The 21,209-nt window shown below is 45.3% G+C and carries 17 protein-coding genes and 1 pseudogene; 7 read left to right on the top strand and 11 right to left on the bottom strand.

What is annotated here, in order from left to right:
• Positions 1 to 107 (bottom strand): annotated as a pseudogene (locus AAEO56_RS19310) (PorP/SprF family type IX secretion system membrane protein); the annotation flags it as partial.
• Between the two features lie 78 nt (positions 108 to 185).
• Complete coding sequence (locus AAEO56_RS13620) at positions 186 to 7,148, bottom strand: choice-of-anchor L domain-containing protein (protein WP_341697619.1); 6,963 nt, start codon at positions 7,146 to 7,148, stop codon at positions 186 to 188.
• 222 nt (positions 7,149 to 7,370) lie between these two features.
• On the opposite strand from AAEO56_RS13620, the gene AAEO56_RS13615 reads away from it, so the two are divergent.
• A complete protein-coding gene (locus AAEO56_RS13615) occupies positions 7,371 to 8,123 on the top strand; it encodes a UDP-2,3-diacylglucosamine diphosphatase (RefSeq protein WP_341697618.1) in 753 nt (250 codons plus the stop codon).
• Here AAEO56_RS13615 and AAEO56_RS13610 read toward each other — a convergent pair.
• The 9 genes from AAEO56_RS13610 to AAEO56_RS13570 all read right to left on the bottom strand — a co-directional run bounded on the left by AAEO56_RS13610 (position 8,120) and on the right by AAEO56_RS13570 (position 16,588).
• Positions 8,120 to 8,473, bottom strand: a complete 354-nt coding sequence (locus AAEO56_RS13610; RefSeq protein WP_341697617.1) for a hypothetical protein — start codon at positions 8,471 to 8,473, stop codon at positions 8,120 to 8,122. The genes AAEO56_RS13615 and AAEO56_RS13610 overlap by 4 nt on opposite strands.
• 118 nt (positions 8,474 to 8,591) lie before the next feature.
• A complete protein-coding gene (gene recJ / locus AAEO56_RS13605) occupies positions 8,592 to 10,292 on the bottom strand; it encodes a single-stranded-DNA-specific exonuclease RecJ (protein ID WP_341697624.1) in 1,701 nt (566 codons plus the stop codon).
• Positions 10,293 to 10,377: 85 nt separating this feature from the next.
• Positions 10,378 to 11,142, bottom strand: a complete 765-nt coding sequence (locus AAEO56_RS13600; protein ID WP_341697616.1) for a hypothetical protein — start codon at positions 11,140 to 11,142, stop codon at positions 10,378 to 10,380.
• A 53-nt stretch (positions 11,143 to 11,195) separates the two neighbouring features.
• The gene (locus AAEO56_RS13595; protein WP_341697615.1) at positions 11,196 to 11,819 is read right to left on the bottom strand and encodes a class I SAM-dependent methyltransferase; all 624 of its coding nucleotides are present in this window, start codon (positions 11,817 to 11,819) and stop codon (positions 11,196 to 11,198) included.
• A gap of 52 nt (positions 11,820 to 11,871) precedes the next feature.
• Positions 11,872 to 13,566 carry a leucine-rich repeat domain-containing protein gene (locus tag AAEO56_RS13590; RefSeq protein WP_341697614.1) on the bottom strand — a complete coding sequence of 565 codons (1,695 nt, stop codon included), beginning with the start codon at positions 13,564 to 13,566 and terminating at the stop codon, positions 11,872 to 11,874.
• Between the two features lie 3 nt (positions 13,567 to 13,569).
• Entirely contained in the window at positions 13,570 to 14,214 is a 645-nt protein-coding gene (locus AAEO56_RS13585; RefSeq protein ID WP_341697613.1) for a hypothetical protein, read from the bottom strand.
• Positions 14,215 to 14,242: 28 nt separating this feature from the next.
• The gene (locus AAEO56_RS13580; protein ID WP_341697612.1) at positions 14,243 to 14,380 is read right to left on the bottom strand and encodes a hypothetical protein; all 138 of its coding nucleotides are present in this window, start codon (positions 14,378 to 14,380) and stop codon (positions 14,243 to 14,245) included.
• A gap of 31 nt (positions 14,381 to 14,411) precedes the next feature.
• Entirely contained in the window at positions 14,412 to 15,134 is a 723-nt protein-coding gene (rsmI, locus tag AAEO56_RS13575; protein ID WP_341697611.1) for a 16S rRNA (cytidine(1402)-2'-O)-methyltransferase, read from the bottom strand.
• On the bottom strand, positions 15,134 to 16,588 hold the full coding sequence (locus AAEO56_RS13570) for a prolipoprotein diacylglyceryl transferase (RefSeq protein ID WP_341697610.1): 1,455 nt from the start codon (positions 16,586 to 16,588) through the stop codon (positions 15,134 to 15,136). The genes rsmI and AAEO56_RS13570 overlap by 1 nt, the downstream gene beginning before the upstream one ends.
• 101 nt (positions 16,589 to 16,689) lie before the next feature.
• Here AAEO56_RS13570 and AAEO56_RS13565 point away from each other — a divergent pair, with 101 nt between their 5' ends.
• The 6 genes from AAEO56_RS13565 to mscL are packed head-to-tail and all read left to right on the top strand — an operon-like array spanning position 16,690 to position 21,080.
• Entirely contained in the window at positions 16,690 to 17,328 is a 639-nt protein-coding gene (locus tag AAEO56_RS13565; protein WP_341697609.1) for a thymidine kinase, read from the top strand.
• A complete protein-coding gene (locus AAEO56_RS13560; protein WP_341697608.1) occupies positions 17,325 to 17,495 on the top strand; it encodes a hypothetical protein in 171 nt (56 codons plus the stop codon). Before AAEO56_RS13565 ends, AAEO56_RS13560 begins: the two co-directional genes overlap by 4 nt.
• A 38-nt stretch (positions 17,496 to 17,533) precedes the next feature.
• Entirely contained in the window at positions 17,534 to 17,779 is a 246-nt protein-coding gene (locus tag AAEO56_RS13555) for a DUF6364 family protein (protein WP_341697607.1), read from the top strand.
• A gap of 1 nt (position 17,780) precedes the next feature.
• A complete protein-coding gene (locus tag AAEO56_RS13550) occupies positions 17,781 to 18,194 on the top strand; it encodes a type II toxin-antitoxin system VapC family toxin (protein WP_341697606.1) in 414 nt (137 codons plus the stop codon).
• Positions 18,194 to 20,635 carry a bifunctional UDP-N-acetylmuramoyl-tripeptide:D-alanyl-D-alanine ligase/alanine racemase gene (locus AAEO56_RS13545; RefSeq protein WP_341697605.1) on the top strand — a complete coding sequence of 814 codons (2,442 nt, stop codon included), beginning with the start codon at positions 18,194 to 18,196 and terminating at the stop codon, positions 20,633 to 20,635. The genes AAEO56_RS13550 and AAEO56_RS13545 overlap by 1 nt, the downstream gene beginning before the upstream one ends.
• A 43-nt stretch (positions 20,636 to 20,678) precedes the next feature.
• Positions 20,679 to 21,080: a large conductance mechanosensitive channel protein MscL gene (mscL, locus tag AAEO56_RS13540; protein WP_341697604.1), complete on the top strand. Its 402-nt coding sequence runs from the start codon at positions 20,679 to 20,681 to the stop codon at positions 21,078 to 21,080.
• The last annotated feature ends 129 nt before the right edge of the window (positions 21,081 to 21,209 follow it).

Here is a 21,209-nt window from a genome sequence, read left to right as displayed (position 1 = left end):
ATCACGTTCATGTTGTACATGTACTGCGTGTAGTGCGGGTCCTGCTGGGCGCTCGCGTCCAACAGCCCTCCTAGAGCTAATAATGCTGCAAGGTAAAATTTCTTCATGTGTGTGGTTTTCTAAATTTAAGTTAGGTGGTAAAGGACGTATCCCCCCGTTTTGGCGGGGGGATTGTCCTGTCCTTTTTAATTTTGCCTGTTTATATAAACCCAGCCTGTCCTGCTTTCGCCGTTAGAACGTTCAATCATGTAGAAGTAAGTTCCTGTCGGAAGCTCCTCTCCTCCTTTACCCTGACCTTCCCATTGGTTAGTGTATCCATTTCCACGACTGTAAACTTCCTGTCCGTAACGGTTGAAGATGCTTATTTTCATTACATCAAGAGCCGTCAGGTCAAAACTCTGGTTTTTATCATCACCATTCGGAGAAATACCACGCTGCACATCACAGCTTGTATCAGTCACAGTAATGTTGCCATCTATAGGGCAGGCAATATCGCCATTAGGTATAACCCTTACATGATATATACCCACGCCTGATATAACCAGTTCCGAAGACGACCCTAAAGAAGCTCCGCTGGCATCCGTCCATTCGAATGTTACATTGTCCGGAGTATATATCTCATCTGTAAAAATAGCCTCAAGAACATATACATTGTCATCATTACAACCCTCAGTAATAGCGATTGCTGGCGTTGGTATTACTGTTATTGTAAAGCTGTTCTCATCGGTACAGTTTGGCGTAGTACCGCTCTGCGCATATACATAAACCGTCTGCGAAGCATCTACAGTACTTCCCACCGCAAGCTGTGTTCCTGTACCTCCTGGGCCTGTGTAGTAATTTCCTACTCCGAGTGAAGGAAGCGTATAGCTGTCGCACACTGTAATATCGCCCGGTGCATCAGCCACAGGAGACGGGATGATGTTTACAGCAAAGCTGTCTTCATCTGTACAGTTTGGCGTAGAGCCGCTTTGTGCATACACATAAATCGTTTGTGAAGTTGTTACAGCTTCGCCTGCATTAAGCATCGTTCCTGTTCCGCCTGCACCCGTAAAATAGTTACCCACAGTTAGCGCAGGAAGCGTATAGCTGTCACATGCAGACTGGTTACCCGGTGTAACCACTACAGGGCTTGGCACTATAGTTATGGTAAACACATTGTCATCTGTACAGTTTGGCGTAGTGCCGCTTGTAACAAATACGTGTATGTCCTGTGTGCCGGTAATAACCTCACCTGCACTAAGCATGGTTCCGGTTCCGTCAATACCTGTATAGTAATTGTTGCCGGCGCTAAGCGCAGGAAGCACATAGCTGTCGCAAGCCGTTACATTTACAGGAGCATCAGCTTCCGGTGTTGGCGTTATAGTCACTACAAAGGTATCTTCAGCTGTACAGTTTGGCGTAGAGCCGCTCTGTGCATATACATAAATAGTCTGTGTAGCTGTAACTGCATCACCTGCATTAAGCATCGTTCCTGTACCTGCAGCCCCTGTAAAATAATTACCAAGGATAAGCGCAGGAAGCGTATAGCTGTCACATGCAGACTGGTCGCCTGGTGTTACTACTACAGGGCTTGTCACTATGGTCACGGTGAATACATTGTCATCGGTACAGTTTGGCGTTGTGCCGGTTGTAGCGAAAATGTGGATGTCCTGAGTTTCAGTAATTACGTCACCTGCGTTAAGCATGGTTCCGGCACCATCGGCCTCTGTATAATAGTTATTGTTGGCGCTAAGTGCAGGAAGCACATAGCTGTCGCATGACGTTACATTTTCAGGCGCATCAGCTTCCGGTATCGGTATTATTGCCACGGTAGTATTTGCTGTTGCAGTACACCCGTTATTATCTATAGTCACTCCATATACACCGGCCTCTGTAACCGTGATAGTACTGGTTGTGCCTGCAAAAGGATCGCCATCTTTTGTCCATGCAAATGTTACGTCTGCATCATCATAGTTTGAGCCATCTACAGTTATCGTTCCTGATGTACCTGCGCACATTGCAAATTCCGGTGTAAGAACAAATTCCGGTGTATGGTCCTCAACAGTTATCGTGAACGATTTAACACCATAACAATCTGTAAGGTTGTTATAAATCCTTGTATAGATAGTCTGCACAAACTGTGTGGTATTCTGGTAAGCAGTAACATCAGCTACTATAGGGCTGTTTCCGCTTTCAGCTAACTCTTGAGTAGTGTGGTATGTAATGGTATAATCTCCTGTAATGCCTTCAAGCATCGCACCTGTGTTTTGAGAAAGGTCGAACGTATCAAAACCGCTGGCATTACAAGCTGTAAGGTTTTCAGGATCATTAACTACATCTACAACCGGATCGTAGAATTCTACAACTATTGTACCTTCGGTAGAACAGGTAGAGCCAATGAAAGTAGCCTCTACTTTATAGGTACCTTCTACCGTTACCAAGTATGATGTATCTGTTGCGTTAGGTATTATATCACCATCCTGATACCATACGAATTCGAAGTTATCCGGATCGAGGCCTGTTTCCAAAAGCCTGCTTCCGCCCGAACACACTGCATTTCCGTCAGATTCAAGCGATGGCTCGCCAAGTTCCGGCTCGCCAATATTAAAGCTTCCTGCCTGAAGGAATACCGCAGAGTTAAAGTTGTGGTCGGTTGCATTAGCGATAACCAGCTTAATGTTATAAGCATGGTTAGGGATCACCGGAGAGGTAGCGGTCATAGTAACTGTTTGCCCGTTGAAATTGATAGGGTCAAATGCCGTATTGTTGTACTGGCCAAAATAGTTTTCATTTATGGCGTCACAGAATCCGTTATCCGGGTGGATGTTGGTTACCTGGATTGGAATAGTAGTACTTGGCAGCACCGCAAGGTTTGTTGAAATACCTGTGGTAAGGTCTGTCAATATAAAGGCAAAAGAGTCAGAGTAAATACACTCAAAATTGGCCTGGTCATATTCTTCCGAAGCAAACAGGAAGTCAAAATTAAGCTCATCGATAAGCGTAACGAAGTCGAAAGATATCCAGCTCGCATCGCCGCTGTTGCCAGCAGGCAATCCGGTAATATCTTCAAGATCGGGATCTCCGGGCCATCCGGGGAAGTTACCTGTACCTCCAGGGAAATTGTTCGGGCCCGGCGCCGTATTAACGTCTCCTGTTACAAGAACGACACCATCGGTCATTGGGAAAGCCGACCCGTTTTGGGTAAAATATCCGATACCGTTTACTCCAATGGATTCTCCTGTTCCGGACATTACATTGGTTATCTGTGCACATTCAGAGCCTATAAGTACATCCTGAACCAATTCTTCTATAGTATACTGATCTGTTGATACTGCGATTGGCGGCGGCGGTGTGTTTACACAAATCTCGAAGCTTGTAATATCCGTAGGGTCGTTCAGGAACGTGGTATATACCCTTACATAATAGGTGTTGCCTATTGTCAGTCCAGAAATAGTTTCACTATCGTCGCCACATGCTAACTGATTTAAGGTTCCACAATCAGCGCCTTCATATATTACCGTTTGGAAGAATGCCCCAACCTGGTTATTGATGTTTACTGCATGTGTAGTTGCTGTAGCAACGAATGAGTACCAAACATCGTATTCTATATCCATCCAGGTAATGCAAGATTGTTCCTGCAAAGAGCCTGTTGCACCAGTTATTGTACCAGTAGCAAATACGGTGCAATCTACGTCAGCATTAACCTCTACTTCAGTTGCTGTATCACAATCGTCGTTTTCGATCAATGTTGTAAATGTTATAGGGCCTGACCATGTGCTGTTGCCGTCGGTTCCGCCACATATAGCCCTTACATAATAGTCATACGATGTGCCTGATGTAAAATCAACACCTGTTGCTGTTTCTGTAGCGTTATAAGGCATAGTGGTTGTCGCTGTTCCAACATCTGTCGGTAGCGGAGCCGGTGCGTTTATAGGCACTACATAAACTTCCCAGTTTGTTGCAGCACCCATTTCAGTCCAGTGCAGCATTGCTTCGGTAAGCCCAATTCCGTCTACAAATAAGCTTTGCGGCTTAGGACATGGTGGAGGCGTACAGTCGGCTACACCTGTAAATATTGTAGTACCCGGAGTTCCTTCCCCAAAGTCCTTAACATAAATATCTTCGGCAAAAGGTGTAAATACGGTAAGACCTACCTGCTCTTCTTCCCATGGGAAACCATCGGTGTTCCAAACTATTTCAATAGGTTCGTTCGGACATAAAGGAACTTGTACCGTCATGGTCTCCGTACCCCAATTGAAATCCTCGCCAATTGTTGCTACAGGTATACCTCCCTGGAAAATAGACATCGTAAAGTTACCCCATCCGCTGCTGAACTCGTCGCGAAGCTCAAAAACATAATTACACTGGTCTGCCGGGTCACAAAGCATGCTATGCAGGTCATAAGGGCCTGCCCAGTCACTTGAGGAAGACGCGTCGCAAACAAGCCTTACGTAAAACTCATAGTTAGTTCCCGGAGTAGGCAACGAAACCTCAAACGGGTTTGTGCCTGCCATAACGCCTGTAGAAGAGGCTGTAGGCGCCGGGTCTCCCTCAGGCACTACAAACACTTCCCAGCTTCCTGTTGCCGGTCCATCCCACCCTACCATGGCAGAGTCTACAGTATAGTCGCCTGACGTAAGCCCTGTCGGCGCAATACATGCCGGGGTCGAACAATCAATACCTGTTGTAGTAAAGAGCATTGTATTTTGCGAACCCGTTCCTGACGGCTTAGTAAACAAGACCTGCCCAAAGTTATTCACAATAGATACCGCTACCTCATTAGCAAAGTTACCTCCCGCATTCCAGAAAAGCTCAAGAGGCTGGTTGGTACATAACGGTATGCTTACCGTTTGAGGGCCTGAACCAGTTCCAAGGGTTATTACACCCACTGTGGCACCGCCCTGTGAAATTGTCATGCTGTTGCCGTTCCATCCATCACCGAATGAATCGGTCATTACAAAGTTGTAAACACATTGCTCCGAAAGCGGGCAAACGGCAGTTGTGAATGCAAATGGGCCTGCCCACGCACTGTTGTTTGAGCTATCGCACACAACCCTTACATAATAAACATAGTTAGTGCCTGCTGTAAGGCCTGTTGTTACATCGACAGGATTTGTTGTTGTATTTACACCAGTTGTAGAAGATGTTGGGCCAGGGCTTCCGGCAGTGGTTACAAAATAATCCCAGTTGCCTGTAGCAGGTCCGGCCCACCCAAGTGATACTGAGTCGGTGGATATGTTAGTAACGGCAAGGCCTGTAGGAGGAAGACACGCAGGCGTATTACAGTTTACAACACCTGTATATAAAGTACTGTTTTGTCCACCAAGTCCCGAAGGCTTGTTGAAAATAACCTGCCCGAAGTTGTTTTGGATAGCTACTCCTACCTCTGTGGCAAAGTTACCGCCAGAATTCCAGAATAGCGATACCGGAATACCGTCGCATACCGGCACCGTTACAGATACCGGGCCAAGGCCACCGGTAAATGTTGACCCGATCGTTGCAACCGGGATACCATTTTGTGAAACGGTCATGGTATTGCCGTTCCATCCGTCGCCGAACGAGTCGGTCATTACAAAAGTATACGAACACTGGGCCGAAGCATCACAAAGCGTAGTATTGAATAAATACGGGCCAGCCCATGCACTGAATGTGCCATTGCCGCAATCGGCTCTTACATAATACTCATACTGTGTTGAAGCAACCAAAGGTGTGCCGTCAAACTCCGATGTAGCATTAAAGTTGGTATTGGTAGATGCTGTAACGCCGGGGCCGGAAGGTATACCATCACCCGGATCCTGCACCACTACCTGCCACGACGTTGCGCTACCAGGGTTTGTCCATGAAAGACTGGCAGAAGTCATACCTATATTTGTTGTAGGAAGGCCCACCGGCTTAAGGCAGTTTACCTGCTGGATTGTCAATGTATAAGGTGTAGTCTGAGGATCAGCCCACGTTGATATTACAAAATAATATGTTTGCCCTGCCGTTACCGAGAATGTAGGGATTGATAGCGGGGCAGGCGTAAAGCCTGTTGTAGCGCCACCGGCGCAGGTTACACCTACATTAGCACAGCTTGTATAAACAAATATTCCTGAATAAGCACCATTGCCTGTAACATCGATGCTTATAATACCGTTTGCAGTAGCTGTATAAGAATAGAACACATCATTACCATTAAGGTAATTATTGGTACTTCCACAGCCTGACGCACCCGGGCTGCCGTTAATGTTATCCGCATAGTTGGATGTATTATCGGTATCCGAAAAAGGAAGCGAAGCTATTGCTATGGGCGCAGTACAGCTTTCGCCGAGCGCAACCGTACTGAAGTTTACCGGGCCTACCCAGTTACTGGTATTGCCGCCGCCACAGTTGGCCCTCACGTAAAACTTATAATCCGTGTTTTCGGTAAGCGGGTTACCCGCACTATCTGTTGTAGCGGTATATGGAGAATCACCTGAATACGGAATGCCCACATTTGTAGGAGCTCCCAATGCAGGAACTATATCGATAAACCACTGTGTTGCACCACCGGGGTTATTCCAGGTAAGCGTAGCCTGGTTAAGGCCTACAGCCGAAGCTACCAGGTTTGTAGGGTCAAGGCATTGCTGTACAACCATTACGTCATCCACAAGCCAACGGTCGCCATTATCGCCATTCATTACAAAAGCCAGGTACACCTGCTGGCCTACTGCCGATGCCGGAAGGTTAACTACCTTTTCAAGATAATCCGTCTGAAAAGGATCCGGGTTAAGCGTAAGCTCTGTCCATGCCTGCACTTCAGTGTAAGAAGCTGTAGTTAATGGAGTATTACCTATATGCATCATGATCCTATAGGTGTTCAGGTCGTCACCCAATTGGGTAAGCCTTGACTGGAAGCGAAGCTGGGCATTGGCCTGGCCTAAAAACTGCTTGGTAATCAGCCAGTCCTCAGTTGTTCCCGTAGCCACGTTTTCCTTTTGAATGTAAGCGGCGTGGCCTGCACCTCCATAAGAAGGAGTGACTACACTATGGGTAGCCACAGTCCATTGCTGGGCAGGGCCGGCAACGTTAATTTGCTGCCATCCGACCGGCAATGCGTTTCCGTTGCTCTCAAAATTTTCCAGTGCGAGCTGCGAATAACCGCACCAGGAAAGCAACGACATGAAAAATAACAGAGTAATTTTTTTCATAGAATTATATTTAGTAGTTTATGTTTAAGTTCTCGAAAATAAACAAAAAAATTTAACTTATAACTTTATCTGTTGTTGATAATGCATGTTTTCCTTAAAAAAAACAAAATTTCTTCCATTTGTTATGAATATAAACGCAAACTATGCATTTCTTCCTCCCATCACAATAAATGGATTTATTTAAATTAGTCTTTATATCTTTGAACTGTTTGAATTATATAAATGGAAAAAAGGACTAAAATATATTTCGCTTCAGACCAGCATTTTGGAGCCCCGACTGCTGAAAAAAGCTTCCCGCGTGAGCAAAAATTTGTAGCCTGGCTGGACGAGATAAAAAAAGATGCCCATACGTTATTCCTGCTGGGCGACCTGTTTGATTTTTGGTTCGAATACAAGACCGTAGTACCCCGCGGATTCATACGGGTACTGGGAAAACTGGCCGAACTCCGCGACAGCGGCATTGAAATACATTTCTTTATAGGCAACCACGACCTGTGGATGGACGATTATTTCGAAAAAGAACTCAACATACCGGTCCACCACAGGCCACAGGAATTTATATTTAATAATAAGATATTCCTTATTGGGCATGGCGATGGCTTGGGGCCCGGTGACAAAGGTTACAAAAGGATGAAGAGGGTGTTTACCAATCCGTTCTCGAAATGGCTTTTCAGGTGGCTGCATCCCGACATTGGCGTTAAGCTGGCCCAATACCTATCCGTTAAGAACAAGCTAATATCCGGGGACGCCGATGTGAAATTTTTAGGGGAAGATAATGAATGGCTCGTGCTCTACTCTAAACGGAAGCTGGAAACAAAGCACTATGATTATTTTGTCTTTGGCCACCGCCACCTGCCCATGGTCATTAAGGTAGGGGAAAACTCCTCATATATCAATCTGGGCGACTGGATCGGGTATTTTACCTATGGCGTTTTTGACGGAGAAACCTTTGAACTTGTCGAATACAAAGACTAGTTCCGGCCAATGCTGTTTATATAATCCAACATTTCCAGTGTAAACAGCGTGCCTTCCATAAGGTCTTTTATATGTAACAATTCGTCTTCAGATACTGCAAGGTCAATTTCACTCAAAGGGGTTTTCAGGAGAAATTTGTGGCACTTTTCCCTTTGGCTACAAGTACCGCAATCCAGTTTGCGGCAGGCATTATCTATAATATGATTAAACTGTTTTATTTCTTTTAACGAAAAATAAAATCCTGTTTCCTTAAATACGATCTGCACTTTACTTTTAAGCACCACATTGTTTTTCTTCCAATGGAATGCTACGCCAAAATCATTGTAATAGATCTGTTCAATTTCCCTCATGCTGCCGGTTTTGAACAAAAATAATTATTTATTTAAAATGATTCTAAATTATTCTGACTTTTTTGAAAGAAGTTTTCAACATGACTATGGTATTGAACTTTGAAACTTTGGAACTTTGTTACTCACTCTCACATCTTATATCCCTCAATCGCAACTGCAGGCTTACCTCTCCGTTCCAGGCATTCTCATCTATAGAATAGGCTGCGTCAAAAACATCCCCGCCACAGGCAAGATCCTTTTTTACAGCAAGGCCAAAGCCAATAGCCGCAAAGCCCTCAGAATTATCCTGGCGCACAAACAATCTTAGGTGGCTCTCATCACTGCCAATTGGTTTGCCAAAGCCGGTATCCCTCAGGTTACGGCTCAAAAACACAGGTGTCATATTCCCCGGCCCAAAAGGTTCGAATTGCTTTAAAAGGCGATGGAATTTTGGTGTAATATCGGCCAGCGTTATCTCGGCATCAATGCTTATTTCCGGGATGAGCAATGCAGGGTCTATGGTTTCTGCTACGATAGATTCAAACTTCTCCCGGAAAAGCGGGTATTGCTCTTCCAGCAGCGTCAGGCCTGCTGCGTACATGTGCCCGCCAAATTGCTCAAGATGATCAGCACAGGCTTCAAGCGCATTGTAAATGTCAAAATCTTTTACTGACCGTGCCGAAGCTGCCAGCTTATCCCCGCTTTTGGTGAATACCAGCGTAGGGCGGTAATACGTCTCAGTCAGCCGTGAGGCCACGATACCAATAACGCCTTTGTGCCAGCTTTCGTGGAAAACCACCGTCGTAAATTTATCGTGGTCGTTGTTCGCTTCTATTTGTAAAAGGGCTTCCTGCGTTATCTGTTTGTCGAGGTCTTTACGGTCGGCATTGAGGATCTCTATCTGTGATGCAAATTGCTCTGCCTGCTCCAGATTGAACTCCGTAAGCAGCTCTACCGCATAATTACCATGCTTTATCCTGCCTGCCGCGTTGATGCGCGGAGCAATGACAAATACTACATCGCTAATGGTGAGCATCTGCTTTTTTAAATTCTGTATCAGCGCCTTTATTCCCGGCCTCGGGAAAGTGTTTATCACGTCCAGCCCGAATTTTGCCAGCACCCGGTTCTCCCCTGTTATCGGGACAATGTCGGCAGCAATGGCAGTAGCCACCAGGTCAAGGTACGGGACAAGGTCATTGATCGTCTGCTTCCTGTTCTTTGCCAATGCCTGCACCAGCTTAAAGCCTACCCCGCATCCGCAAAGCTCATCGTAAGGGTAATGGCAGTCCTCCCGCTTAGGGTCGAGCACCGCAATGGCAGCAGGCAGCTCGTCACCGGGGCGGTGGTGGTCGCAGATGATGAAGTCAATGCCTTTATCATTGGCATAAGCAACTTTGTCTATTGATTTAATACCGCAGTCGAGCGCTATTATCAGTGTACAGCCGTTATCATCGGCATAATCGATACCTGCGAAAGAGACACCATAACCTTCCTTATAACGGTCGGGGATATAGGTATCTACATTGGGATAAAAAGATTTTAAATAAGAAGATACAAGGGAAACCGCTGTAGTACCATCCACATCATAATCGCCAAACACAAGTATGTTCTCATGGTTTTCAATGGCGGACTCAATGCGTGCTACTGCCCTGTCCATATCCTTCATCAGGTAGGGGTCATGCAGGTCGTTTAAGGAAGGCCGGAAGAAACTCCGCGCCTGCTCATAGCTTTCCACCCCGCGCTGTACCAACAATGATGCAACGACTTTATCGATACCCAGGGCATCGGCAAGGTGGTTTACTTTTTCGGGAGAAGGTTTGGGTCTGAGGTTCCAGCGCATCATTAGGTATTAGGCATCAAAAATACCATATTCCTTTAAATGAACCTATGCGGCGGGTGATATTTAGCAGGGCTGGCTTATTAGATTATGGCTCTACCAGATCAGCCTGCTGGTTCAGCATCTCTTTATCTTTTTTATACACAATCAGGTAGGCAGGCATATCACCCTCTTCACCGCCTATCAGCGTGATACCGCATTCATACGTATATTTCCCGTTCTTAAAAACATAGTGATGATTACCCCCGCTCCCGTCAGGAAAAACTTTTCCGTTATATACTACAACGTCTGGCTTGTCGCTTATCTTAGAGGTTACTTTCCATGAAGCATAGCGGTAATTGCCAGCTTCAATCTCATCGATACGTATCATGTAGGTGGGTGTCAGGAGTATGCATACAGGCTCACTAAATTTTTTTATAGAGGAATGAAGCGTTTCTTTTTCCGAAGCAATAAGCTGTGTCTTCCTTTTCACTTCGGCAGGGCTTTGATAGTTCACACCGATCAGAGTGCCGTCATAGTCAAGCCAAAGGTCGCCGTTATTCAGCATAATGCCGCGCCATCCCACCGCCGACCAGTCTTTTGACAAACTTGAATTTTTGATCATACCGACCAGTTTGCTGTCAAATACCTCATCATACCGTTTCAGGAATTCTTCTTTATTCTTTATTGCAGGCAGCGGATATTCCCTTTTTAGCGGATATATAACAAGGCCGGCAAGGGTTTCCCTGTCGTTATTCTTAAAGCAATTGATAAAGTCCGTGACTGCTTCATGGTGCATCTCAGGCAGGCCTTCCTGTGCATTGACACAAAACATACTCAGGATAAAGGCGATTATAAAAGCTGCTTTTTTCATAGTAAATTCATTTATCTGACCTGGTTAGTGCCTTTCCTGATTTGTAATATACTTCATTTCTTCCTCGCTACAAACCGTATCACCGATCCTTTTCCGTTATGGTAAGCGCCTTCATTCAATTCGATTTCTGTTTCGGCAAGCTCGATAAAATCGTAGTTGGGGAAATCTGCTTTTACTTCCTCTATCGAAAACAGCATGGCAATATCTTTTGGCCCGCCAACGCGTTCGTCTATGGCAAGATATTCCAGATGCTTTTTGCTAAAGGCTTCGAATATAATTATACCGCCGCTACGCAAAAGAGTGTCAAGGGCCTTATGATATGATGATTTTATCTCAGCGGGAAAATGCGCATAGATCAGTGCGATCGCATCGAATTCAGCCGCGGCATATTTAAGGTCCGGCAATTCCCCGACCCTGTAGTCAACAGTTACATTATGTTTTGCGGCAAGCTGCAAGGCCTTATCTTTCCCTGTAGCGCTTATGTCGAACGCCGAAACTTTCCAGCCATTCCGTGCGGCAAAAACAGCATTTCGTCCTTCGCCTTCTGCGGGAAATAATAGTGTTCCGGGTTTCAGCTTTGCCAACTGCTCTTTAAAATAATTATTTGGACTTTCGCCATAGGCAAATTCTTCAGCGCTGTATCGTTCATCCCACCTATCGGTCCATGGATCTTTCATCAATTTTCTTCAGTTTAATTTTTAAATATAGGCACAAAGCGGTTCTGTCCTGTTATAAGAACGAGACTTTGATCTTTTGTCCGCGAAGGAACTTTACAACCTCTTTGTTATTACCCATCAGGGTAATTTTCTTAAGGTTGGGAAAGTACTTCACATCCTCAGCCGATACCACATCGAACGCATCGTCCTCGCCGTCCCAGTGAGGGATCAGCTCGTGATAGATTTCATCGCCGCCGTCGGCCCTTAGTTCTTTTATGTCCCAAAGCAGTTCCAGCGGGATATCAAGGTCCTCAAACCATGCTTTCACTTCCGGTATCATCTCATAGCTTATTTCCTCAAGGTCGATCGCACGGCCTTTATGGTTTTTGACAAACTCATATACATCAAATTTTGGCAGCAGCAGCTCATCCTCATACATGAGGCGCTGCACCACCATCAGCTTAAAGTTCAGGTCGGCGCTCATCTTTACATTACCTCTGGGCAATCCTTCAAGCTTCTTTTTTATCTTGGGGTTGTACAACGCGATGTTGCGCTCTTCAAGGTCGATCACCTTGCCCATACCCAGCATCCCGGCAGGCAGTTCCTTAAATGGATTTTTCTTCAAATAGATCTTACCGCTGACTTTCAAATTGACAAATGATTCCGGCAGGCCTTCCAGTTGGGTTTGTACAAGGTGGAGTTCTTCGAGGCCTGTCAGTTGGCCGATCCACTCCGGAAGCTTTTTCAGTGGGTTGTTGGAGAGGTTGAGTACCCTGAGATTTTTAAGCTGAAGCAGTTCTATGGGCAGTTCGGTAATTTTATTACTGGTAAGGTCAAGTACTTCCAGCGATTCCATTTTGGCGATTTCCGTGGGGATGGCTGTTATAAAGTTATCGGTAAGGTCCAGTTGCTGTATCTGAGCAAGATTGGTAAAACCTTCCATACCTGTAAAGTTGTTGTGCCTGAATATTACCCTTTTCAGGTCAGCCAGCGTATCGAGGCCGGGCGGTACCGTATCAAGATTGTTGTCGCTAAGGTCAAGTTCAACCAGGTACTTGTAGCCTTTTATCATGTCAAGGGCTTCCGGCAGCAGCGACTTATTATTCCTAATGGATAATATAACCAGATCCTTAAGGGATGCGTAATATTTATTGAACCACTGGTTATTCTCCCAGCTCTTCCGCGGCCCATAGCCATAACGTGCCAAATCGCGCAGGTTAATGCAGTTTAATACCCGTTGCGAACCGCTATTGTACAGTCCCAGCACATGCTTATCTACCTCCTCATGATTCCCCAGGTCGTAGATGCGACTCCTATTTACCGGATGGGCGGTAAACCACTCCGTAAGCGTTGCGATATACTCCTCCGCCTTTAGCTTGTACACATGATCCATCGGGTTGTCGTGGCTGTGGTAATTGCTTTCCACAAAATAAGTTTCGCCTTCTTCCAAAGACCCCAGCTTACTCTGCAGCATCTGTACCGTATCACCGCCAAAATGATTGTGGTGGTACTGGTAGATCGCTTTTTTATCATCCCGGTATTTACGGAATTTCTCTTCATTGGCAGCCAGTACCGTTACTTCTGCCCGGAAATCCTTGCCGTAGATGAAAGTCCCTATGTCGATAATCAGGTACACGCGCTCAAGAATAGGGTTGAGCTCACTGTAGATGATGTAGCCCAGCGGTGTTAAGTATTCGGGGATGCGGGTTTTGCTATTTTCAAAGAAAAGGTTTAAGAATGGGAGGTGGGCGGTGGAGAGGGGGTGCATTTATTAGTGTGATGTGTGAAGAGTATGGTTTTTATGCAAAATTATCGGGTCGACCCAAGCTACGTGATAGAGTAGATTATTACTTTCTATTCCATTCCACTTAAAGCCTATATCTGTTGGACATATAACTTCTTCTCTAGATGATTTTTCATCTTTGGGAAACAATTGACCGATTGAATATAAAGTATTTAAATATGTACGAAACTCATTTGAAACATTCTTATTCCCAGCAAATATATAGGGCTTTTCATTTGTGATCATTAGAAAAACTCCATAATCAATCTTCTCTGTATTAACTAAATAAGATAATCTTTTTATATCATTTATTATTTTAATTCTCGTTTGGGTCTGATTCGAGTTTCCAGTATTTCCTTTCTTTTCACTATTGTTTTTTGTGCCTTTAGGATATTTAAATTCTATACCCACTTTAGCACCTTCATATTCAAAATACAAATCCAAAAATTGACCATCAGAAAAATTTTCGTATATTCTCTTTTCAAAATCTAACAGGATACTGTCTTTCAATTCACATTTTAATTTCCATGCAAAATCAAATACAATGGATTTCTCACTTGAGAATCTATCCGATTTTTTAATAATTTCTTGTACTAATTCTTTCCAGGTTCTATTAACGATTTGTTCAATCATTGTATTTATACGATTCTAAATTTCTTTTTTACTGTATCTCTTTATTAGTCACAATCGGTTTATTTAATCCATACTTTGCTAAAAGTTCCTCACTTGTCTTATACTTCCCATTTCTAAAATCTTCTTCCGATTTATCAATCCGGGCATTCAATTCTTCGGCAGACATTTCTTTGGTTTTAGTACCCTTTGGCGTAGAATTACTCTTCATCATCATCCTTACTAAATTTGCTTTTCTTCACTTTCCCTTCCCCAACAAATCCCCCAACCACAACCACGATCTCCCCCTTAGGTTCTTTTTTGGAAAAATGCTCCAACACTTCGGTCGCGGTACCCCGAAAGGTTTCCTCATGCAGTTTGCTCAGCTCGCGTGACACCGAAACGGGGCGGCTTTCGCCAAAGTACTGTATGAATTCAGCCAATGTTTTTACCAGCTTGTGCGGCGACACGTAGAATATCATAGTACGGGGTTCTTCAGCCAGGGCTAAAAAGCGGGTCTGGCGGCCTTTTTTGTCGGGTAAAAAACCTTCGAAAACGAACTTATCATTGGGCAGGCCGCTGTTCACCAGAGCAGGAACAAATGCCGTGGCGCCAGGCAGGCACTCCACGGGAATGTTGGCCTCCACGCAGGCGCGGGTCAGTAAAAACCCGGGATCGGATATGGCAGGCGTACCTGCATCGGAAATTAACGCAATCGTCTCGCCATTCTGTATGCGCTGGATGATGCCCTCCACCGTTTTGTGCTCGTTGTGCATGTGGTGGCTGTGCATATGCGTGCCGATATCAAAATGCTTGAGCAATTTGGCACTGGTACGGGTATCCTCGGCAAGGATCAGGTCGGCTTCCTTCAGCACCTTTATGGCGCGGAAGGTCATGTCTTCCAGGTTGCCGATGGGCGTGGGAACAATATAGAGTTTCGACATTAGCTAAACCTTTTCTCCACGAGTTCCATAAAGCGGGCCTCATATTCTTCTTTGCCGCTCCAGTTATTGTAGTCGGGTTTCACAAGGTCTTCGATAAACGCTTTGGCCTCATCAAAGGAGTTTTGTGTATTGATCTGCGACACCACACGGTTCAGGTCTTCACTGCTGCCCCCGAAAAGGTTCTTTTCGAAAGCAATGCGGTCGTTCAGCCCCAGCGAGATGGTTTTCCCAAATGCATCGTTCAACGGACGGGGCGCAGCAGGTTTTGCTTCTGCCACAGGCTCCGGTTTTTTTGGCTCTTCCTGTTTTGCAGGCTCCCAACTGCGCCAGTCATCAACAGGTTTCGCTTCGGCGGCCGGTTCAGGCTGCTTTGGCTCCGCTATTTTTGGCTTGTCTTGTTCCGCAGGTTTCGAAGGTTCCCAGTTGCGCCAGTCATCAGCAGGCTTTTCTTCTTTTTTCTCTTCTTCCTGTTGTTGCTGTGGCTCCTCTTTCTTTTCTTCGCCCTTCTTTACAAATTCAGGCTCTTTATAATCGTGGTAATCCTCGAATGTGATCTCTTTCTGCTTTTGTGGTGTTTCCGGGGTCGGCTTTCTTTCGAAAGCGAAGTCAAAGGCCAATCCCGAATCTTCCGTTTTCGAGGAAGCATCCGGTTCAATCGTCACTATTTCAGCGTCTGCCGCTTTTTCTTCCTCTTCAGGCGTACTGTCATCTTCTTTGTCAAATACTGCCGCCGCCGACTCTTCCATGGCTTTTACTTCGGCCTCAGGTTTTACGACCTCTATCTTTTGTTCCGGTTCTTCGGGCGCCTCTTCTTTTTCTTCTTTAACAGGCTCCTTAATCCCCCCTTCGGGGGTTAGGAGGCTTTTAGCTTCCGGTTCTTTTATTTCTTCAGGTTTTTCCTCTTTCGAAGGCTCCTCAACCGGCTCCGGTTTTTCATCAGTCTCAGGCTCCTCATCTTTTTTATCTCCCTTTACCGTATGCTCAGTTCCCCCTTCGGGGGTTAGGGGGCTGTTTTTCTTTTCTTCCTCAGATGCCTGGTATTCTTCTACTTTCTGCCCCGGGTCTGCATTGCCTTCAGGTTTGGCTGCCCCTTCGTCCTTAGCGGATGTTATGCCCTCCCCGCTTTCATTTTCCTTATCCTCTTTGTCCACCGGTTCTCCCCCTTCGGGGGCCGGGGGGCTTTTCATTTTCTCTTCTTCTTTGGCTTCTACTTCATTCGCATGCACTTCCGGCGTCTCTTCGATACCGTATATCTCTTCCAGTTTCCCTTCCGCAGAAGCATATCCGATAGTCGGCTTCACGTCACTGAAATTATCTTCCACAAAACGCAGCACCGACAGCTTTTCATATAACCTGAGTGTTTCGGCCTGGAGCTGGTCGAGCTCCGACCTGTTCTTCATTTTGAGTATTCTGTGGGCAATGCTAATGAGTTCGGCTTCTATCTTTTTCTTCATAACTTTTAGGATTACAGGGAGTGGCGCACTACTTTTTTAATAAATTTGTTTTATACAAAGTAACAGAAAATGTTTCTGTTTTACTGCCAGAAAAATACAAAATGTTTCTCGAAAATACTGTTAACCATAAAGAACAATTCGGGTGGATAGAGGTCATCTGCGGGTCGATGTTCTCGGGCAAGACCGAGGAGCTTATCCGCAGGCTAAAGCGGGCACAATTCGCCAAACAGAAGATAGAGATATTCAAGCCGGCCATTGATACCCGCTACCATGAAGAAATGGTGGTCTCGCACGATGCCAATGAGATACGCTCTACCCCGGTAACCTCGTCGGCCATGATACGCCTTCTGGCACAGGGCTGTGACGTGATCGGTATCGATGAGGCGCAGTTCTTTGACGACGAGATCGTGGCGGTTTGCAACGATCTTGCCAACAGCGGCATCCGTGTTATCGTCGCAGGGCTTGACATGGACTTTAAGGGCAACCCTTTCGGGCCGATGCCGGCGCTTATGGCTACTGCCGAATATGTGACCAAGGTACACGCCGTTTGTACCCGTACGGGCAACCTGGCGAATTACAGTTTCCGCAAGGCGAATAACGATAACCTGGTACTTCTGGGAGAAACCGAGGAGTACGAGCCTTTGAGCAGGGCGGCGTATTTTGAGGCGATGCGAAATCCACACATCCAAAGCCCCGAAGGGGGAACTACAGAAGAGTCCACAAATGCAGAAACACTATGAATTTAGATAATGACATTGTTGGATATGATGCTGATGGCAATCCTGTTACTGCTAAGGAGTTTGTTGCGGATGTAAAACTAATATTAAAGCAACTTGAGGAAGGCACCCTTGAAACTTATTCTACAGAAGAAGTAAGACAAATGATCTTTGGCTCAGATAATTCATAAGCATAAATTTCTTATATTTGACGTATAAGTTTTTACCAATGTCAAAGTTAACCTTAAATATAGACGAATCCCTAATTGCAAAAGCAAAAGTATATGCAGCTAAGCAAAATCGAAGTTTGTCATCTGTCATAGAATCACTTTTAGGCGCTGTATTAACGAAAGAAAGAATTCCTTCAAATGATATTACCCCATTTGTAAGAAGCATGGCTACTGAGAGATCCTTGCCTGCGGATGAAGGTAAGACAGATGAATATTTCGAATATATGCTAAGGAAACACCAATAAAATGAGGTTATTCCTTGATACTAACGTAATGCTTGACCTATTGGGCAAGCGGGAACCTTTTTTTGAAAGCGCTGCGATAATAGTTTCACTAGCGGATAAAGGTAAAGCGACTCTTAGTGTATCGGGTTTATCATATTCTACGACTGATTATTTCCTTAAAAAGATCACAAGTCCCTCTAAAAGCATTGAATCTTTAAGAAAATTCAAAACCATATCCGATATAGTTGCTTTAGATGAAGTAATCATTGAAAAAAGCCTTAACTCGGGTTTTTTAGATTTTGAAGATTCTCTACAGTATTTTTCTGCTATTAAAGCCGGAGCCCAATTCATTATAACTCGAAACGTGAAAGACTTTAAAGATCCGGAGATACCTGTACTTACTCCTGATGAATTTTTAGCGCTGCAAAATAAATAATGAGCATCCAAATAAAAAACATAATCCCCGCCATACATTCCGGTTTCGAAGGGATGCACCCCGGCGTGGCCATCGATAACGTTTCCATTGACAGCCGTTCGCTGCAAAATAATTCCGGCACGTTGTTTTTCGCGCTTGGCGGGCAGAACCGCGACGGACATATTTACATAAAAGACCTCATCGATAAAGGCGTACTCAACTTTGTGGTGAGCCGCATTCCTGTGGATGTTCGTGGCAAGGCGAATTTTTTTATTGTTGGCAATACTCTGAAGGCGCTACAGGACTTCGCAATATATTACAGGCAGCTGTTCGACTTTCCCGTGATCGCTATTACCGGCAGCAGCGGGAAAACAATCGTTAAGGAATGGCTCAACTACCTGCTCGGCCCTGATTACAACATCATCCGGAGCCCTAAGAGCTATAACTCGCAGGTGGGTGTGCCGCTTTCGGTTATCGGTATTAATGAAAAGCACAACCTCGGGATATTCGAGGCAGGCATTTCTACCGTGGGCGAAATGGAAAAGCTGCAACCCATAATACGCGCTGATATCGGGATATTGACCAACATTGGCCCCGCACACGACGAAGGATTTTCCGACAGGCAGGAAAAGATACGCGAAAAGCTAAAGCTGTTTGGCTACGTAAAACTGCTTATCCTGAAAAGGAATGCCGATGTTGAAAAGGAACTCAGCCACAATATAAAAACATTCACATGGAGTTTTGGCGAAGATGCCGATGTACAGATAGCAGCACAGCATGACAATGGCAACACGGTTATTTCTGTCGTATATAATGCCCAGGCATTTGATATTACCATCCCGTTTACCGATGATCCATCGGTAGAAAATGCCATCAGCTGCCTTATGGTGTTGCTGCATTTTGGCTATAGCCATGAGGTCATAAAGGAACGTATGGCAGGCCTCTACCCTGTCGAGTTACGGCTACAGGTAAAGAACGGCATTAACGGCTGTACCCTAATCGATGACAGTTTCAGCAGCGATTACCAGTCGCTTAAAATTGCGCTCGATTTCCTGGAGCAGCACAAAACACATAGCAAAAAGACGATCATATTATCCGATGTGTTCCAGAGCGGGTTTGAGACCGAAGAGCTTTATGCCAAGGTAGCCAAGCTGCTTTCCGGGCACAACATCAGCCAGGTGATAGGTATTGGCGAGACCATAAGCAAACAGCTTGCGGACTTCCCGAACTTTTTTCCATACAGCACTACGCAGGAATTCCTGTCACATTATAAATCAAGCGCGTTTGAGAATGAAACAATACTCATAAAGGGCGCACGGAGTTTCCGGTTTGATGAGATCGTGGTATTCCTTGAGGAGAAAACCCACGAAACGGTTCTGGAGATCAATCTTAACGCTATTACGCACAACCTCAACTTTTATAAAAGCAGGCTGAAGCCCGAAACCAGGATCATGGTTATGGTAAAGGCTTTCGGGTACGGCAGCGGCAGCTATGAAATTGCCAAGGCACTGTCGCACCAAAAGGTCGATTACCTGGGTGTGGCCTTCGCCGATGAAGGCATCGCATTGCGAAATGCAGGCATCAGCACCCCGATCATCGTTATGAACCCGGAAAGCAGCGCGTTTGCAGCTATGGCGGCCTATAACCTGGAACCGGAGATCTATTCGGCAAAGGAATTAAAGGCGTTCATAACTGTGGCACAACAGAAAAACCTTTCCAACTACCCGATCCACATAAAGCTGGATACCGGCATGCACCGCCTCGGCTTCCAGGAAAACCAACTGGACGAACTTATTGAACTCCTTAAAAACAACAACCTTATTTCGGTAAAAAGCATATTCTCGCACCTGTCTTCGAGCGATATGCCCGACTACAGGGATTTTACTTTAGACCAGATAGGCAAGTTCGAAAGCTGGTCGGAAAAAATAATGGAGGCATTGGAAATAAATCCGATTCGGCATATACTCAACACTTCGGGCATTTACAATTTCCCGCAGGCACAGTATGACATGGTACGGCTTGGCATTGGCTTGTATGGCGTTGGCAATGATGAAACCGAGCGTAAAAGCCTGGAGACCGTTGGCACACTTAAAACCGTTATCCTACAGATAAAAGATATTGAGCCCGGTGAGAGCATTGGCTACAGCCGGAAGTTCATTTCGCCCGGAAAGATGCGCATCGCGACACTACCGATCGGTTACGCTGATGGTATCCGCAGGGGTTGGGGCAATGAGAAAGGCTATGTAACCATCAATGAGAAAAAAGCGATTATCACCGGCACTATATCCATGGATATGATGGTGGTAGATGTGACCGGGATTGATTGTAAGGAAGGCGACAGGGCAGTGGTTTTTGGGGCTTCACCAACCGTTGTTGAAATGGCGGAGGCGCTGGGCACGATACCGTATGAGATTTTAACGAGCATTTCACAGCGCGTTAAGAGGGTTTTTTATAAAGAATAAATTTTCTTTTGTACCTTAGCTATTCAACAAAAAAAATATTGGCATGGCATTAATGAAAGAATTTAAGGAATTTGCCCTCAAAGGGAATGTTATGGACCTGGCTATCGGTGTGATCATTGGCGCCGCATTCAGTGCAATTGTGAAATCATTGGTAGAAGATATCATCACACCGCTTATCTTAACGCCCGTGCTTAAGGCGGCCCATATCGAGAACCTTTCAGAGCTTACCATACCGGGTACGGCTGTTAAATACGGCCTGTTCCTTTCGAATGTCCTTTCGTTCCTAATTGTGGCATTTGTGCTGTTCCTTGTGGTAAAAGGCATTAACGCCGCAAGAAAGAAAGATGATGAAAAACCAGCCGCACCGCCTGCACCTACCAATGAGGAAAAATTGCTTATGGAGATTCGCGATGCGCTGAAAGCCAATAACAGCAGGCAGTTATAAAAGACGTTTCCGTTACACTATATATTCTGATGTCTAACTAAACCGTCCTGCGTGGACGGTTATTTTTTGTCTTTTTTTGCCAGAATGAGGAACTACCACAGAGGCGCACAGAGCAGGCACAAAGTCACG

Origin of the sequence: Flavobacterium arundinis (assembly GCF_038289855.1) — a bacterium.
GTDB classification, from domain to species: domain Bacteria; phylum Bacteroidota; class Bacteroidia; order Flavobacteriales; family Flavobacteriaceae; genus Flavobacterium; species Flavobacterium arundinis.
Note: the sequence above shows the minus strand (reverse complement) of the source record. Positions and strands in the feature narration are given on the sequence as shown.